The organism is Halorubrum sp. ASP1, from assembly GCF_005435135.1.
Lineage (GTDB): Archaea > Halobacteriota > Halobacteria > Halobacteriales > Haloferacaceae > Halorubrum > Halorubrum tropicale.
Genome location: NZ_SGUA01000001.1, coordinates 162,687 through 177,485, shown reverse-complemented (window position 1 = coordinate 177,485; position 14,799 = coordinate 162,687). Strand labels below are relative to the sequence as shown.

Here is a 14,799-nt window from a genome sequence, read left to right as displayed (position 1 = left end):
CGCGCCGCCGACCGGTTCGAGCCGCCCGCCAGCCGCCGGCTCGTCGCGCGGTCGGCCGTCCGTCAGGGCCGGCGCGGAGCCAAACCGCTTTACGACCGCCCCCGTAAGTGCGGGCAATGGCGACGTGCGACGAGTGCGGGGAGTACGAGAACCTCCCGTACCAGTGTAAGCGGTGCGGCCAGACGTTCTGCGCCGAGCACCGGCTCCCGGAGAACCACGACTGCCCGGGCCTCGCCGAGTGGGACGACCCCGGCGGCGTCTTCGACAGCGGGTTCGACGAGAGCGTCGAGGGCGGGTCGGGCGGCGGCTCCCGCTCGGGCGGCGCGTCCGCGGGGGTCGTCGATCAGGTCAAACGGCGGATCGACCACGAGACCAGCACCGGCGGGCTGATCAGCTACTTCCGTAACAACGCGACGTACGCGATCCTCGCGGCGATCTGGGTCACCTTCGCCGCACAGCTGATCGTGTTCTGGGGCCTCGGCGCCCGAGGGCTCCACGACACCCTGTTCGTCCTCCAGCCCGACGCGCTCGGAAACGTCTGGACGGTGATCACTTCCGTGCTCTCACACTCGCCGGTGAGCCTCTATCACATCATCGGGAACAGCGTCGTGATCCTGTTTTTCGGCCCGCTCGTCGAGCGGGCGGTGGGGTCGAAGAAGTTCGTCGCGTTCTTCTTCGCGTCCGGGATCGTCGCCGGGCTCGGCCACGTCCTCTTCGCGATCGCGACGAACGCCCCCCTCGCCGGGATCCTCGGGGCCAGCGGCGCCGGGTTCGCGATTCTCGGCGTGCTCACCGTCTGGCGGCCGAACATGCAGGTGCTCCTCTTCTTCGTGGTTCCGATGAAGATCAAGTACCTCACGTGGGGAATCGCGCTGATCTCCGCGGTGCTCGTGGTCCAGAGCCTCCAAGCCGGCGGCGGCGGCGCCGCCGGCGGCATCGCGCACCTCGCGCACCTGATCGGCTTCGCCATCGGCCTCGCGTTCGGCAAGCGCAACGAGGGGCTCGCGCGCTCCGCGGGCGGCATGGGCGGCGTCTCGATGGGCGGCGCCCGCGGCCCGCGCGGCCCCGGCGGTCCGGGCGGTCCCGGCGGGCGCTTCTGATGGACCTCGCGCGGCCCGAGTTACGTCCGGACCCGTCGCTGTCGCGCGGGGAGATGGAGGCCCTCCAGCGCGACATCGCGGCCGCCGCGGTCTTCGCGGACGACGGCGCGCCCGACCCGGTCGCCGTCGCGGTCGACGAAGGCGCCTCGCTCGCGGACGGGCTCCCCCCGGCGCGCAGCGACGTGCAGGAGCGGCTAGGGGCCGGTGCGGGGCCGGCAGACGCCGAATCCCATGAGCGCGGCCGGGACGCCCCCACCGTCGTCGGCGTCGATCAGGCGTTCCTCACCGGCCGGGGCGAGGGTCGCCCGGACGCCGCCGTCTCCGCCGCGGTCGCGCTCCGAGGCGGGACGGTGGTCGAGTACGCGAGCGCGACGACGCCGCTGTCGATCCCGTACGTTCCCGGGCTGCTCGCCTTCCGCGAGGGAGAGCCGATACTGGCCGCGCTCGACGCGCTCGACGCCGACCCCGACCTGCTGGTCTGTGACGGCTCGGGCCGGATCCACTACCGGGAGGCGGGGCTCGCGACGCACGTCGGCGTCCTCCGCGACGTGCCCAGCGTCGGCGTCGCCAAGAGCCTCCTCTGTGGCGAGCCCGACGAGCGGACCGACGAGCGGCCCGAGGGCTGGCGCACGCCGATCAGGGCGGACCACGCGGTGGAGACGGCGGAGCCGGGCACCGTCATCGGCCACGCGTTCCAGTCGCGACAGTACCCGAACAGCAGGCGCGTGAACCCCCTGTACGTGAGCCCGGGGCACCGCGTCTCGTCGGAGACCGCGGTCGCCCTCGTTGCGGCCCTGTGCGCGGGGTACAAGCTCCCGGAGCCGACGCGGCTCGCGGACGCCCACGCGGAGCGGGCGAAGCGGGACGCGGAGTGAGCGCCGGACCGCCTCCCGCGCCGAGATGTATGTCAGCAGTTGCCACGGTAGGCGGTTTTTAGGCGGTCGGCCGCGAACGCGGAGACATGACAGACGACGGGAAGAGTCCGATGTCCGCGGAGGAGTTCCGGTCGCTGACCGACGGGTTGGTGCGACAGAGTTCGGGCGGCGGAACGACCGTCTACAAGAACGCGGCAGGGGTCGGCTGTCCGAACCCCGACTGCGACCGCGGCGTCTTCCAAACGCTGTTCGTCAGCGACCACGGCTGGCAGCAGATCGGCGCGACCCGGGACGGGATCGACCTCTGTTTAGTCAACACGGAGTCGAAGCGGCTCGTCTTCATCCACGACGAGTAGGCGGGCCGCCCTGCGGGGCGGCCGCGCCGCCTCTCAGTCGTCGTCAGCGGCGGGCGCGGCGTCGGGCTCGGCCGCGCAGCGGTTCGGGCCGAGTTCGAGTTCGATCGCCGCGGTCTCGTCCGGCGGCGACTCGACGCCGCGGTTGGCCGCGATCACCGACTCGTAGTTCGGCGGCTTCTCCGGCAGCGTCCGGGTGATCCGGTCGACGAAATCGTCGCGGTCGAGGTCGAGGACTTCGATCCCCCGGCGCGCGTCGCCGACCGTCGTGAACACGGGGTCGCCGGGCTCGGCGCCGCCGGTCGTCCCGTCGTTCGCGACGGCGAAGTGACCGGGGCAGACGGCGACGTCGTCCGGCTCGGCGAGCAGCGTCCCGTGGAGCGAGTCGTACAGCCGACGAGCCGCGCCGGCGGCGCCCTCGTCGCCGTCTCCGCCGGCGGCCGACTCGTCGCCACCGCCCGCCGAGAACTGGAGCTCCGTGCGGCCGACGCCCTCGGTGAACAGCGTGTCGCCCGTGAGGACCGCGGCGCCGCCGATCAGGTAGCTCGCGCCGTCGTCGGTGTGGCCGGGCGTCGCGAGCGCCTTCAGGTCGACGCCGCCGACGTCGAGCGTCTCGTTGCGCCCGATCGGTTCGAAGGCGTGCGCCACGTCGCGGTCGGCGGCCGCGGCCGGGAGGTAGTACGGGACGCCGAGGTCGTCGGCGAGCGCGCGGCCGCCGGAGAGGTGGTCGGCGTGGACGTGCGTGTCGAGGACGGCCGCTATCGAGGCGTCGCGCTCCGCGGCCGCCGCGACCCACTCGTCGCCGTGTCTGGAGACGTCGATAGCGACGGCGACGCGGTCGGCGCCGTCGGCGTCGTCAGCGGGTGCGCCCGCTGGGACGTGGTCGGCCTCGCCCGGCTCGCGTCCGCCGACGGCGAGGTAGCCCAGACACCCCTTCGCGCGGCGCTGGACCTGGACGAGGTCGATCGGCGGGGCGTCGTCGAGCGCGTCGGGGAGCGGGACGTCGGTCCGGTCGTACACCGCGGACCACCCGCGCATCCCGTCGGCGACGACGGTCACGTCCTCGTACCCCGCCGCGGCGAGTTCGGCGGCGAAGTCGTCCGAGGCCTTCCCCTTCGCGCAGAGCGTGACGACGCTGTCGTCGGGCGAGAGGCCGGTCTCGCGCTCGAAGTCGGCGAGGTCGAACTCGTGGAACGGCTTGTAGAAGTAGTGGACGGCGTCCGCCACGCGCCACCCCTCGAAGCTCTCCTCGGGTCGCGTGTCGACCACGGTGAACGACCGGTCGCCGCGCCGGCGCGCGTCGATCCTGTCGCGGAACTCGTCGGCGGAGATCGTCTCGACCATACCGAGGTGGCGTGCCGAGCGAGCAAAAACGCTCGGTGGACGGAAGGCGGAGACGACCGTCGACGGACGGACTGCGGCGGCCGCTCGGCAGGGGGCGCCACCGCGGCCGCGATGGAGAGGATTTATTCGGAGCGCCCGGCGAGCGGGCGTATGGTCGAGGCGTTCGCGGTCGCCAGCGGGAAGGGCGGCACGGGGAAGACGACGAGCACGCTCGCGCTCGGGATGGCGCTCGCGGCCGACCACGACGTGACCGTCGTGGACGCCGACACCGGGATGGCGAACCTCCTCTTCCACGCCGGGCTCGACGACGCGGCGGTCACCCTCCACGACCTGCTCGTCGAGGGGACCGCGACGGACGTGAGCGAGGCGGTGTACGAGCGGTTCGGGCTCTCGGTCGTCCCCTGCGGCACCTCGCTGGCCGGCTTCGAGGCCGCGGAGCCGGCGCGGCTCCGCGACGTGGTGGCGGCGCTGGCGCGCGACACCGACGTGCTCTTACTCGACTCGCCGGCCGCGCTGGGCTCGAAGTCGGCCGTCCTGCCGGTCGTGCTCGCGGACCGCGTCGTGGTCGTCGTCGAGCCGACGATCCCCGCGCTCTCGGACGGGCTGAAGGTCCAGGAGTACGCGCGGTCGTACGGTACCGAGACGGCCGGCGTCCTGTTCAACAAGGTCCGGGACGAGGCCGACGACGTGGCCGCGCAGGCGGAGCGCCACTTCGGCGGTCCCGTCCTCGCGAACGTCCCCGAGAGCGACGCCGTCCGGGCGGCGCGCCGGGCCGGCGAGCCCCTGCTCGCGCACGCCCCTGAGAGCGAGGCCGCGGCGCGCTACCGGCGCGCCGCCGACCGGCTCGACGTGCGCGACGGCGACGGCGACGCGGTCGCCGACCGGTTCCGCAGCGCGGTCGTCCCCGACACGCCATGAGCGGGCGCCGGGACGGCGACGGTTCGGAAGGCGACGGCTCGGAGCCGCCCGCGCTCACCATCCCGCGGGGGACGCTGCTGCGCTCGCGGGTGGTCTCCGACGTGGGAACGACGCTCTCGCGCGCGCTCGACCGCGGGCTCACCGGCTACGCGACGCTCGTGCCCCAAGAGACGCTGCTGCTGTCGGGCGAGGCTCGCGGGGTGATCACCTTCGAGGACGGCGTGCCCGTGCTGGCGTACAACACCGTGACCGACAGCGGCGGCCCGGACGCGCTCGCCGAGCTCGCGGTCCCCGGCCCCTACCGCGTCGAACTGTACGCCGTCGACGCGAGCGGGCTGGCGGCGGCCCACGAGGAGGACGCGCTGCGCGTCGCGCCCGACGCGGCCGCGACCGAGCTGGCCGACGACGCCGCCCTCGCCGAGCGGACCCGCGAGGCGGCACCCGATGAGCGCCTGCGCGACGGCGCCGACGAGGACGACGCCGTCGCCGCCTTCCTCGCCGACGACGAGCGGATCGACGCCATCCGCGAGCAGGCGCGGGCCGAGGCCCGCGACCGCGCCGCCGAGTGGGGGCTCGACGACGCGCTCGACGGATCGGACGACCCGGCGGAAACCGGCGACGAGAGGGGGACCGCCGCCGGCGCCGAGCGGGAGACGCGCCGGACCGACGAGTCCGGCGATCCGGCGGACCGCGCCCCGCCGCCCGACCCGAGTTCAGACGGCCGAGGCGCGTGACACGGAGATCAGACGCGCGTTCAAAACGACCGTCTCGCCGGTAATTTTTTGAACGCAGGTCGTGTGAAGATATAACATGTCATTCGGTGGACGAGTGGACGCGGGAGCACGACCGGCCGGAGGGGTCGAGGGGTCGCCCGAGGCGCGGGACCCGACGGACCGCGCCGGGTCGGCCGGCGTGACGGACGCCGGGAGCGGGAGCGCGGCCGACGCCGAAGGGCGGACGGCGCGGCGAACGGGCGGCGCGGACGACGGCGCCGTGGACGGCGGCGGCGAGCCCGACCGCGATCCCGACGCGCCGGCCGACGGCGATCGCGTCTGCGCGAACGAGCTCCTGGAACTGCTCGGGAACCGCCGGCGACGCCTCCTGTGGCGACACCTCCGCGCGGAGGAGGCGGCGGCGCTGTCGGACGCCTCCCGACGGATCGCGGCGTGGGAGAACGGCGTCGACCCCGCGGACGTCGACTACGACCAGCGGAAGAGCGTGTACACGTCGCTCCGGCAGTTCCACTGCCCGAAGATGGCCGACGCCGGGCTCGTCGAGTTCGACGACCGCGACGGGACCGTGCGGCTGACCTCGGACCTGCCGGACGAGCTCGTGATCGAGATCGAACCGGACACGGCGAACGTCAGGCGGACCGCCCTCGGCGCGCTCGCGCTCGCGACCGGCGTCGTCCTCGGCGCGTGGGCCGCCGGGCTCCCGGTGTTCGGTCCGCTCTCGTTCGCCGGGGTCGCGTTCGCCGTCGCCTTCGCCGCCGTCGCCGCGGGCGTGGTGTACGCCGTGGCCGTTCGCTCCGACCACGGCGTCTCGCTCGGCGACGCGCTGGCCCGCGTCGACGGCTGACCGACCGAGTTATTTCGGCGGGGCCCCTCCGATCAGTATCACCGTCCTTCGACTCCTGCGGCTGACAGCGCCCACCGACTTCGCCGCCTGGTACGCGGCCGGCCGCGCGTACACGACCGCCGTCGCCGAGGGAATGGGCTTCCCCGGCGTCGACGCGCTCGACGGCGACCGGACCGTCCGTCGCCTCCGGGCGGCCCCGGACGAGCTGACCCCGGCCGAGGCGCGCTCTGTCGCGACGACGCTGCTCGCGGACGGCGCGTTCTCGGAGCCGTACTGCGAGTGGCTGCCGACGTGGTACGAGCTCGCCCTGATCGCGCCGGTCCGGTACGCCGACTGGCGGTTGCGGCGGGTCGCCGGGGCGGTCGCCGAGCGCGCGTCCGTGACCGCGACCGCGCCGCGGTTCTCGCGGCCGACCGACGTGCGGATCGACGGCGCGCCGGCGCTGTCGCGGGTCGACGGCTTCCGCGAGCGGTTCCTCCTCGCCGACTCGCTGCTCCACCTCGAGTGGTTCGACCACGTCGCCGCCGCCGACGGGATCGAGGTCCCGAACGACCTCGTCGCGCGGACCCGCGAGGAGTCGCTGTCCTACTACGGCGGCGAGCGCGACCGGCTCTCCCCGGAGGTCCGGCGGTTCCAGCGACACCTGTTCGGCGACGACCGCTGGGTCCGCCGGGTCGACGAGGCGTACGGCCTCGACAGCGCGCTGTTCGGGCTCTGGGAGCGGCTCCTCCGCGACGAGCGTCGGCGGCTCGGCGGCGACTGATCGGAGCGAGCGGCGCCGGTCGGGGTCGGCGACCGATCGACCGAGTCACGCCGGACGCTTGCGGGAACAGCTGTTACATACGCTGTAACAAGTTACAGGATCCGATCGCAAAACCGAAGGTAAGTATAGACAAGTCCGACCGTTACCGAGTGGTACGAACCGCGTGTCGGTTCGCTGTCCCCGACCTTCGGCCCTCGTTTTCGCTCGCGGCCGCGGCGGTCTCGTCGCGGCCCTGCTCTGGACCCCGACAGACATTGTCGTCCCGTCGGACTCCCGTGTAGCGCTCGTCCGTTCACGTGGTCGCCCAACGAGTGCGGGCAGGGGGATAGAAGGACCGGAGGTAACGTGTGAGCAGCGAAGTATCCATGTCCGGATCTGGGAGGCTGTGACCGGGATTGCCGCAGTCACCGCCGAAGGAGTTCCGAACTGAAGCCGCTGCTCAGCGATTCGGGGTGTCCACTCCGACTCGCGGTGATAACTCGGCGGCGAGTAATCTTTTATTCACCGGTGCGGCTGCCGGAAGCTTCATACGTCGGCTCGCGGATCCTCCGGACACACGAATGGCAGTACGCTTGCTGGAGGACGTCGATGCCGACGACGTCGGGACCGTCGGCGGGAAGGCCGCGTCGCTCGGGGAACTCATCGGTGCGGGGCTCCCGGTTCCGCCGGGGTTCGCCGTCACCGCGGGGACGTACCGCACGTTCATCGAGGAGGCCGGGATCGACGACGAGCTGTTCGAGGCGGTCGACGTCGACCCCGAGGACTCCGCGGCGCTCCGCGAGGCGGAGGAGCGCGCGGAGGAGCTGATCCTCGGCACGCCGTTCCCCGAGCCGGTGCGCGAGGAGATCCTCGACCGGTACCGGGCGATGGGCGAGGACGGCGAGGAGGCGTTCGTCGCCGTGCGCTCCTCGGCCACCGCCGAGGACCTGCCCGACTCCTCGTTCGCCGGACAGCAGGAGACGTTCCTCAACGTCCGCGAGGAGGACCTCCTGCGGCGCGTGAAAGAGTGTTGGGCCTCGCTTTTCACGCAGCGCGCTATCTACTACCGACAGCAGCGCGGGTTCCCGCACTCGGAGGTCGACATCGCGGTCGTCGTCCAGCGGATGGTCGACGCCGAGAAGTCCGGCGTGATGTTCACCAGCCACCCCTCGACGGGCGAGCCGCAGGTCACCATCGAGGCGGCGTGGGGGCTCGGGGAGGCGGTCGTCTCCGGCACCGTCTCGCCCGACAACTACGTGTACGACCGCGAGCGCGGCGCGGTCGACAAGGTAACCGTCGCGGACAAGAAGGTCGAGATGGTGAAGGACGCGGAGACCGGCGAGACGGTCCAGCTCGACGTCGAGGAGGAGCGCCGACACGAGCGGGTCCTCTCCGACGCGGAGATCGGTGACCTCGTCGAGCTCGGCGAGCGCGTCGAGTCCCACTACGGCGCTCCCCAGGACGTCGAGTGGGCGATCTACGACGGCGAGATATACATGCTCCAGTCGCGCCCGATCACGACGATCCGCGAGGACGCCGGCGGCGAAGCGGGCGCGGACGAGGCCGGCGCGGCAACCGCGGACGGCGACGGGAGGGTGACGGACGACGGCCCCGACCGCGGGACCGCCTCGAACGGCGACGACGACGCGGACGTGCTCGTCGACGGGCTCGGCGCGAGCCCGGGGGTCGTCTCCGGCGCCGTCCGGATCGTCCACAAGCTCGACCACCTCGATCAGGTCCAGGAGGGCGACGTGATGGTGACGGAGATGACGATGCCGGACATGGTGCCCGCGATGAAACGCGCCGCCGGCATCGTCACCGACGAGGGCGGGATGACGAGCCACGCGGCGATCATCTCCCGCGAGCTCGGCGTCCCCGCGGTCGTCGGTACCGGCAACGGGACGCGGGTCCTCGAGGACGGCCGGCAGGTCACCCTCGACGGCGACAAGGGGACGATCCGGGCCGGCGAGTCCGAGTCGGCCGAGCCCGGCGAGGAGTTCGAGCCGGTGGAGGCCGCGCGTCCCGAGACGCCCGTCAAACCGATGACGGCGACGGAGGTGAAGGTGAACGTCTCGATCCCGGAGGCGGCCGAGCGCGCCGCGGCGACGGGCGCCGACGGCGTCGGCCTGCTCCGGATCGAACACATGGTGCTCTCGCTCGGGAAGACGCCCGAGCGGTACATCGCCGACCGCGGCGCCCGCGCGTACCAGGACGAGCTCATCGAGGGCGTCCGGCGCGTCGCCGACGAGTTCTACCCCCGCCCGGTCCGCGTGCGCACCATCGACGCGCCGACCGACGAGTTCCGCGAACTGGAGGGCGGCGAGGGCGAGCCGGCCGAACACAACCCGATGCTCGGCTGGCGGGGGATCCGGCGGAGCCTCGACAAGTCGGAGCCGTTCCGCCAGGAGCTGGCCGCGTTCGCGCGCCTCTACGACATGGGGTACGACAACCTGGAGGTGATGTTCCCCCTCGTCAACGACGCGGCCGACGTGGAGGGGATAACGGCACACATGCGCGAGGCCGGGATCGACCCCGAGACGCACCGCTGGGGCGTGATGGTCGAGACGCCCGCCAGCGCGCTCCAGATCGAGGAGCTGGCGAACGCCGGCATCGACTTCGCCTCCTTCGGCACCAACGACCTCACGCAGTACACGCTCGCGGTCGACCGCAACAACGAGCACGTCGCCGACCGGTTCGACGAGCTCCACCCGGCCGTGTTGCGGCTCATCGGCGACACCGTCGAGGCGTGCCGGGAGCTCGGCGTCGACACCAGCATCTGCGGGCAGGCCGGCTCGAAGCCCGAGATGGTCGAGTTCCTCGTCGAGAAGGGGGTCTCCTCCATCTCGGCGAACATCGACGCGGTCCGGGACGTCCAACACGAGGTGAAGCGGACCGAACAGCGGCTCCTGCTGGATTCGGTCCGCTGAGGCCGCCAGCGGGGATTCCCTCGAACGCATCCGAGAGCGGAACGGGTAAGAGCCGCCCCCGGCAACGGGGAGGCAGATGCGACAGCCGGAACCAGAGCCGCAGTCGTTCGACCGGGTGCTCTCCTCGATGTGTACCGAGCCGCACCCGGACGCCAGCGCGGCCGCCGAGCGGTTCCTCGCGACGAACCCCGGCGACCCCGCCACCTACGAGTCGGTCGCGGAGCTGGAGGCGCGGGCGGTCGCGGGGCTCGCGACGCTCGCGGGCCACCCGACGCCGGCCGACGCCGCGGGATACGTCACCTCGGGCGGCACCGAGGCGAACATCCAGGCGGTGCGGTCCGCGCGGAACAGGCACCGCGAGGCGACGGGCGACGGGGCGGGCGAGGTCAACGTCGTCGCCCCCGAGAGCGCGCACTTCTCGTTCACGAAGGCGGCGGCGCTGCTCGACGTGGAGCTGCGGACGGTCCCCCTCGACGACGGCTACCGCGCGGACACCGACGCCGTCGCGGCCGCGGTCGACGACACCACCGCGCTCGTCGTCGGCGTCGCCGGCAGCACGGAGTACGGCCGCGTCGATCCGATCCCGGAGCTGGCAGCGATCGCTGACGAGGCGGGGGCGCGGCTTCACGTCGACGCGGCGTGGGGCGGGTTCGTCCTCCCGTTCACCGACCGCGACTGGTCGTTCGCCGACGCGCCGGTCGACACGCTGACGATCGACCCCCACAAGTTCGGGCAGGCGCCGGTCCCGTCGGGGGGGTTGCTGGCCCGCGAGGACGCCGCGCTCGACGCGCTCGCGGTCGACACGCCCTACTTAGAGACGCGGTCGCAGGCGACGCTGACCGGGACGCGGAGCGGCGCGGGCGTCGCCGGCGCCGTCGCCGCGATGGACGCGCTGTGGCCCGACGGCTACCGCGAGGCGGCCGAGCGCGCGGCCGACAACGCCGACTGGCTCGCGGAGGGGCTCGCCGACCGCGGGTACGACGTGGTCGAGCCCGAGCTCCCGCTCGTCGCGGCCGACGTGCCCGAACCGACGTTCGCCGCGCTCCGCGACGCCGGCTGGAAGGTGTCGCGGACCGGGGCGGGCGAGCTCCGCGTGGTGTGTATGCCGCACGTGACGCGGTCGACGCTGCGGGCGTTCCTCGACGACCTCGACCGGATTCGCCGGTAACCGGCCGAGCGACCGGTCGAGCGACCGGTCCGGGGCGATCGCTCGCGCCGCGTTCGGATCAACATATTCACTACGGGCCACCACGAACCGCCTCGTATGAGTTCGGACGACGTCTCTCGGCGCGCGTTCATGCGGACGGCCGCCGGTGCGACGGCCGCCGCCGGCGCGGCGACGGCGACGGCGGGGACGGCGGCGGCACAGGAAGTGGAACCCGACTGGCCGAGCGCCGCCGTCGGGAACGTGGGCTCGTACACCGACGCCCGCGGCCAGGACTCGGTGACCATCTCGGTCGGCGCCGGCGACCAGGGCCTCGCGTTCGACCCGACCCTCGTGTGGGTCGACGAGGGGACGACGATCACCTGGGAGTGGACGGGCGCCGGGGGCTCGCACAACGTCAAGACGGTCGACGGCGGCGGCCCGGCCAGCCTCGACAGCGGCGACCCCGTCGGCGAGGAAGGTGCCACCTACGAGTACGAGACGTCGAGCGAGGACGCCGGCATCACCCACTACCACTGCGTCCCCCACACCGCGGTCGGCATGCACGCCGGCCTCGCCGTCGGCGAGGACGTCGCCACCGTCGAGGTGGGCGGTGACAGCGGCTCGAACGCGGTGTTCGTCCCGGACGCCGCGCGCGCGCTCGGCATCGCGACGTTCATCGCGATGGTGAGCACGCTTGGCCTGGCGTTCGTCTTCATGAAGTACGGCGGCACGATCACCGGCCGCGAGCAGGCGTAGCGGCCGGCGACAGACCCTTTGCGCCGCCCTCGCGGCGACTCACTCCCCGTCGACGACGTCCTCGTACAGCGCCACGTAGCGGTCGACCACGGCGTCGTGGTCGAACGAGGCGAACTCGCGGTCGACGGCGCGGCGGTCGAGGTCCCCGACCGCGACGAACTCGTCGGCCAGCTCGGCCGGGCTCGTCACGAGCCGCCCGCGCTCGCGCCCCTCGACGAGCTCGTGGGCGCTGGAGTCGGCCTGGTACTCGACGAGGGCGACGCAGCCGCAGGCGACCGCCCACAGCAGGTCGGTCGCGAACGTCTCCCACGTCGCGGTCGCGACGGCGACGTGCGTCCCCTTGAATATCGGGACCCGCTCCTCGGTCGGGAGGTCGCCGAGGAACTCGACCCGGTCGTCGATCCGGAGGTCGCTCGCGGTCGCCTCGATCCGGCCGCGCTCGGGCCCGTCGCCGATCACCGCCGCCGTCCAGTCGCGGCCGCGCAGCTCGGCGAGCCCGAGGAGGAACGTCTCGACGTTGGCGTGGCGGTCGAGCCGCCGCGAGTACACCGCGTCGAACCGGTCGTCGACGCCCGCGGACTCGACGGCGTCGAAGTCGATGCTCTCCGGGAGCACTCGCACGTCGTCGCCGTCGGCGCCGTGTTCGCGGACGCGCGTCTTGGTCGTCCGCGAGGGCGTCGTCACCGCGTCGGCGCGCCGGGCGAGCGGCCGGTACCAGCGGCGGGCGTCGGCGGGGTGGTCGCGCCACCAGTCGACGACGACCGGGACCCGCGAGAGCGACCCGGCCACCGTGGCGGCGAGCGCCGGCGTCGGCGGGCTGTTGACCGCGTGGACCACGTCGGGGTCGACGCGGCGGACCGCGCCCGGCAGCCGCGCGGCGAAGGCCCCGGGCGCGGGCTCCGCGGTGACCGACCGGTACTCGATCCCGTCCTCGTCGAAGGCGTCGACGTCGCCGCCCCACCACCGGGCGCAGAGCCAGACGACCTCGTGGCCGCGGGCGGCGAGGCCGCGGGCGGTCCGCAGGGTCCGCGTTCGCGGCGGAGTCTCCCCGTGTCCGGGAGCGAAGAGCGAGGCGAACGCGACGCGCATACGCCGACCGCACGGGGGGCGCCGCTAAAAAGACACGGCATCCGGTCGGGAGACGACGCGCTGACGGCGACCGGACCGGCCTCCCCTCGCCCGGGGTTCCGTCACCCGAAGCGGTTTCACGCCGCGCGCGGTACGGGTCCGCATGCGACAGTACGACATCGAGCGCTACCTCAACGTGCGGAACGCGGGCGGCGCGGACCTCGGCCCCGACGGACGGCTGTCCTTCCTCCTCAACACGACCGGCACGGGGCAGGTGTGGTCGCTCCGCGAGCCGGAGTCGTGGCCCGAACAGCACACCTTCTTCGAGGAGTCCGTCTCCTTCGTCGACTCCTCCCCGGAGCGCTCCGAGGCCGTCTTCGGCATGGACGAGGGCGGCAACGAGCGCGCGCAGCTGTACCGGCTCGACTACGAGTCCGGCGCGATCGAGAACCTCACCGACATGCCGGAGGCGAAGCACCGGTGGGGCGGCTGGGACTCGGCCGGCGACCGGTTCGCGTTCGCGTCGAACCGCCGCGACGAGGCCGTCTTCGACGTGTACGTCCAGGGCCGCGACGAGACGGGCGACGACGCCGAACTGGTGTACGAGGGGGACGGCTGGCTCTCGGTCGCCGGCTGGTCGCCGAGCGACGACCGGCTGATCGTCCACGAGGCCCACTCCTCGTTCGACCACGACGTGTACACCCTCGACCTGGCGACCGGCGACCTGACCCACCACACGCCCCACGAGGGCGACGTGCGGTACAGCAGCCCGGAGTGGGGGCCCGACGGCGAGGGCGTGTACCTCGTCACCGACCGCGAGACCGACACGCTCCGCTTGGAACGGCTCGACTTGGAGACCGACGAGTTCGCCGTCGTCGCGGACGGCGGCGAGTGGAACGTCGACGGCGTCGCGATAGACGAGGACACCCGCCGGCTCGTCTACTCCCGGAACGTCGACGGCTACACCGAGCTCACCGCCGGCGAGCTCGTCGCGCCCGACCGGATCGACGAGTTCCCGACGCCGGAGCTCCCGAGGGGCGTCGCGGGCGGCGTGAGCTTCGGGCCCGACGGCGATCGGTTCGCCGTCACGTCGACGGGCAGCACGCACAACGCGAACGTCTTCGTCGTCGAGGCGACCACCGGCGAGGCGGAGCGGTGGACGCGCGCCTCGACCGCCGGCATCCCCGCGGACACGTTCGTCGAGCGCGAGCTGGTCCACTACCCCACCTTCGACGGGCGGGAGATCCCCGCGTTCTTCTCCGTGCCCGAGACGGAGCCGCCGGAGTCGGGCTACCCGGTCGTCGTCGACATCCACGGCGGGCCGGAGTCGCAGCGGCGGCCCTCCTTCGCCTCGGTCACCCAGTACCTGCTGAACAACGGGTACGCGGTCTTCGAGCCGAACGTCCGCGGCTCCTCGGGGTACGGGAAGGCGTACTCCGGGCTCGACGACGTGGAGAACCGGATGGACTCGGTGAAGGACGTCCGCGAGGGCGTCGGGTGGCTCCACGACCACCCCGAGGTCGACCCGGACCGCGTCGTCGCGATGGGCGGCTCCTACGGCGGCTTCATGGTGCTCGCGTCGCTGACGGAGTACCCGGAGCTGTGGGCCGCGGGCGTCGACATCGTCGGCATCGCGAACTTCGTCACGTTCCTCGAGAACACCGGCGACTGGCGCCGCTCGCTGCGCGAGGCCGAGTACGGCTCGCTCGACGGGGACCGCGAGTTCCTCGAGTCCGTCTCGCCGATCAACAACATCGAGCGGATCGAGGCCCCCCTCTTCGTCCTCCACGGCGAGAACGACCCGCGGGTGCCCGTCGGCGAGGCCGAACAGATCGTCGAGGAGGCCCGCGAGCAGGGCGTGCCGGTCCGGAAGCTGATCTTCGAGGACGAGGGGCACGGGTTCGCGAAGCTCGACAACCGGATCGAGGCGTACCGCGAGATCGTCGACTTCCTCGCCGAACACGTCTGACCGGACCGCGCGGTCGCTCCCC

13 protein-coding genes are annotated in these 14,799 nt (G+C 72.9%); 11 read left to right on the top strand and 2 right to left on the bottom strand.

Features of this window, described 5'->3' with window-relative positions; genetic code table 11:
• Nucleotides 1-116: 116 nt before the first annotated feature.
• The 3 genes from EXE48_RS00915 to EXE48_RS00905 all read left to right on the top strand — a co-directional run bounded on the left by EXE48_RS00915 (nt 117) and on the right by EXE48_RS00905 (nt 2,331).
• Nucleotides 117-1,100, top strand: a complete 984-nt coding sequence (locus EXE48_RS00915) for a rhomboid family intramembrane serine protease (protein WP_053771676.1) — start codon at nt 117-119, stop codon at nt 1,098-1,100.
• The gene (locus EXE48_RS00910; RefSeq protein ID WP_137710593.1) at nt 1,100-1,975 is read left to right on the top strand and encodes an endonuclease V; all 876 of its coding nucleotides are present in this window, start codon (nt 1,100-1,102) and stop codon (nt 1,973-1,975) included. Before EXE48_RS00915 ends, EXE48_RS00910 begins: the two co-directional genes overlap by 1 nt.
• Nucleotides 1,976-2,061: 86 nt before the next feature.
• Nucleotides 2,062-2,331, top strand: a complete 270-nt coding sequence (locus EXE48_RS00905; RefSeq protein WP_053771678.1) for a DUF7385 family protein — start codon at nt 2,062-2,064, stop codon at nt 2,329-2,331.
• A gap of 33 nt (nt 2,332-2,364) precedes the next feature.
• Here EXE48_RS00905 and EXE48_RS00900 read toward each other — a convergent pair whose 3' ends face one another.
• Entirely contained in the window at nt 2,365-3,672 is a 1,308-nt protein-coding gene (locus EXE48_RS00900) for an MBL fold metallo-hydrolase (protein WP_137710592.1), read from the bottom strand.
• A gap of 150 nt (nt 3,673-3,822) precedes the next feature.
• Here EXE48_RS00900 and EXE48_RS00895 point away from each other — a divergent pair, with 150 nt between their 5' ends.
• The 7 genes from EXE48_RS00895 to EXE48_RS00865 all read left to right on the top strand — a co-directional run bounded on the left by EXE48_RS00895 (nt 3,823) and on the right by EXE48_RS00865 (nt 11,740).
• Nucleotides 3,823-4,590 (top strand): nucleotide-binding protein, encoded by a 768-nt coding sequence (locus EXE48_RS00895; protein ID WP_137710591.1) that lies wholly within the window; start codon nt 3,823-3,825, stop codon nt 4,588-4,590.
• On the top strand, nt 4,587-5,324 hold the full coding sequence (locus EXE48_RS00890) for a DUF8054 family protein (protein ID WP_233561597.1): 738 nt from the start codon (nt 4,587-4,589) through the stop codon (nt 5,322-5,324). Before EXE48_RS00895 ends, EXE48_RS00890 begins: the two co-directional genes overlap by 4 nt.
• Nucleotides 5,325-5,400: 76 nt before the next feature.
• Entirely contained in the window at nt 5,401-6,168 is a 768-nt protein-coding gene (locus EXE48_RS00885) for a DUF7344 domain-containing protein (RefSeq protein WP_121599210.1), read from the top strand.
• Nucleotides 6,169-6,205: 37 nt separating this feature from the next.
• The gene (locus EXE48_RS00880; RefSeq protein ID WP_514111744.1) at nt 6,206-6,931 is read left to right on the top strand and encodes a DUF8116 family protein; all 726 of its coding nucleotides are present in this window, start codon (nt 6,206-6,208) and stop codon (nt 6,929-6,931) included.
• 560 nt (nt 6,932-7,491) lie between these two features.
• Entirely contained in the window at nt 7,492-9,837 is a 2,346-nt protein-coding gene (ppsA, locus tag EXE48_RS00875; RefSeq protein ID WP_137704771.1) for a phosphoenolpyruvate synthase, read from the top strand.
• Between the two features lie 76 nt (nt 9,838-9,913).
• Nucleotides 9,914-11,005: a tyrosine decarboxylase MfnA gene (gene mfnA, locus EXE48_RS00870; RefSeq protein WP_137710589.1), complete on the top strand. Its 1,092-nt coding sequence runs from the start codon at nt 9,914-9,916 to the stop codon at nt 11,003-11,005.
• 96 nt (nt 11,006-11,101) lie between these two features.
• Nucleotides 11,102-11,740: a halocyanin domain-containing protein gene (locus EXE48_RS00865; protein ID WP_053771685.1), complete on the top strand. Its 639-nt coding sequence runs from the start codon at nt 11,102-11,104 to the stop codon at nt 11,738-11,740.
• 39 nt (nt 11,741-11,779) lie between these two features.
• Here EXE48_RS00865 and EXE48_RS00860 read toward each other — a convergent pair whose 3' ends face one another.
• On the bottom strand, nt 11,780-12,829 hold the full coding sequence (locus EXE48_RS00860) for a glycosyltransferase (protein ID WP_053771686.1): 1,050 nt from the start codon (nt 12,827-12,829) through the stop codon (nt 11,780-11,782).
• A gap of 142 nt (nt 12,830-12,971) precedes the next feature.
• On the opposite strand from EXE48_RS00860, the gene EXE48_RS00855 reads away from it, so the two are divergent.
• The gene (locus EXE48_RS00855; RefSeq protein ID WP_137710588.1) at nt 12,972-14,777 is read left to right on the top strand and encodes a S9 family peptidase; all 1,806 of its coding nucleotides are present in this window, start codon (nt 12,972-12,974) and stop codon (nt 14,775-14,777) included.
• The last annotated feature ends 22 nt before the right edge of the window (nt 14,778-14,799 follow it).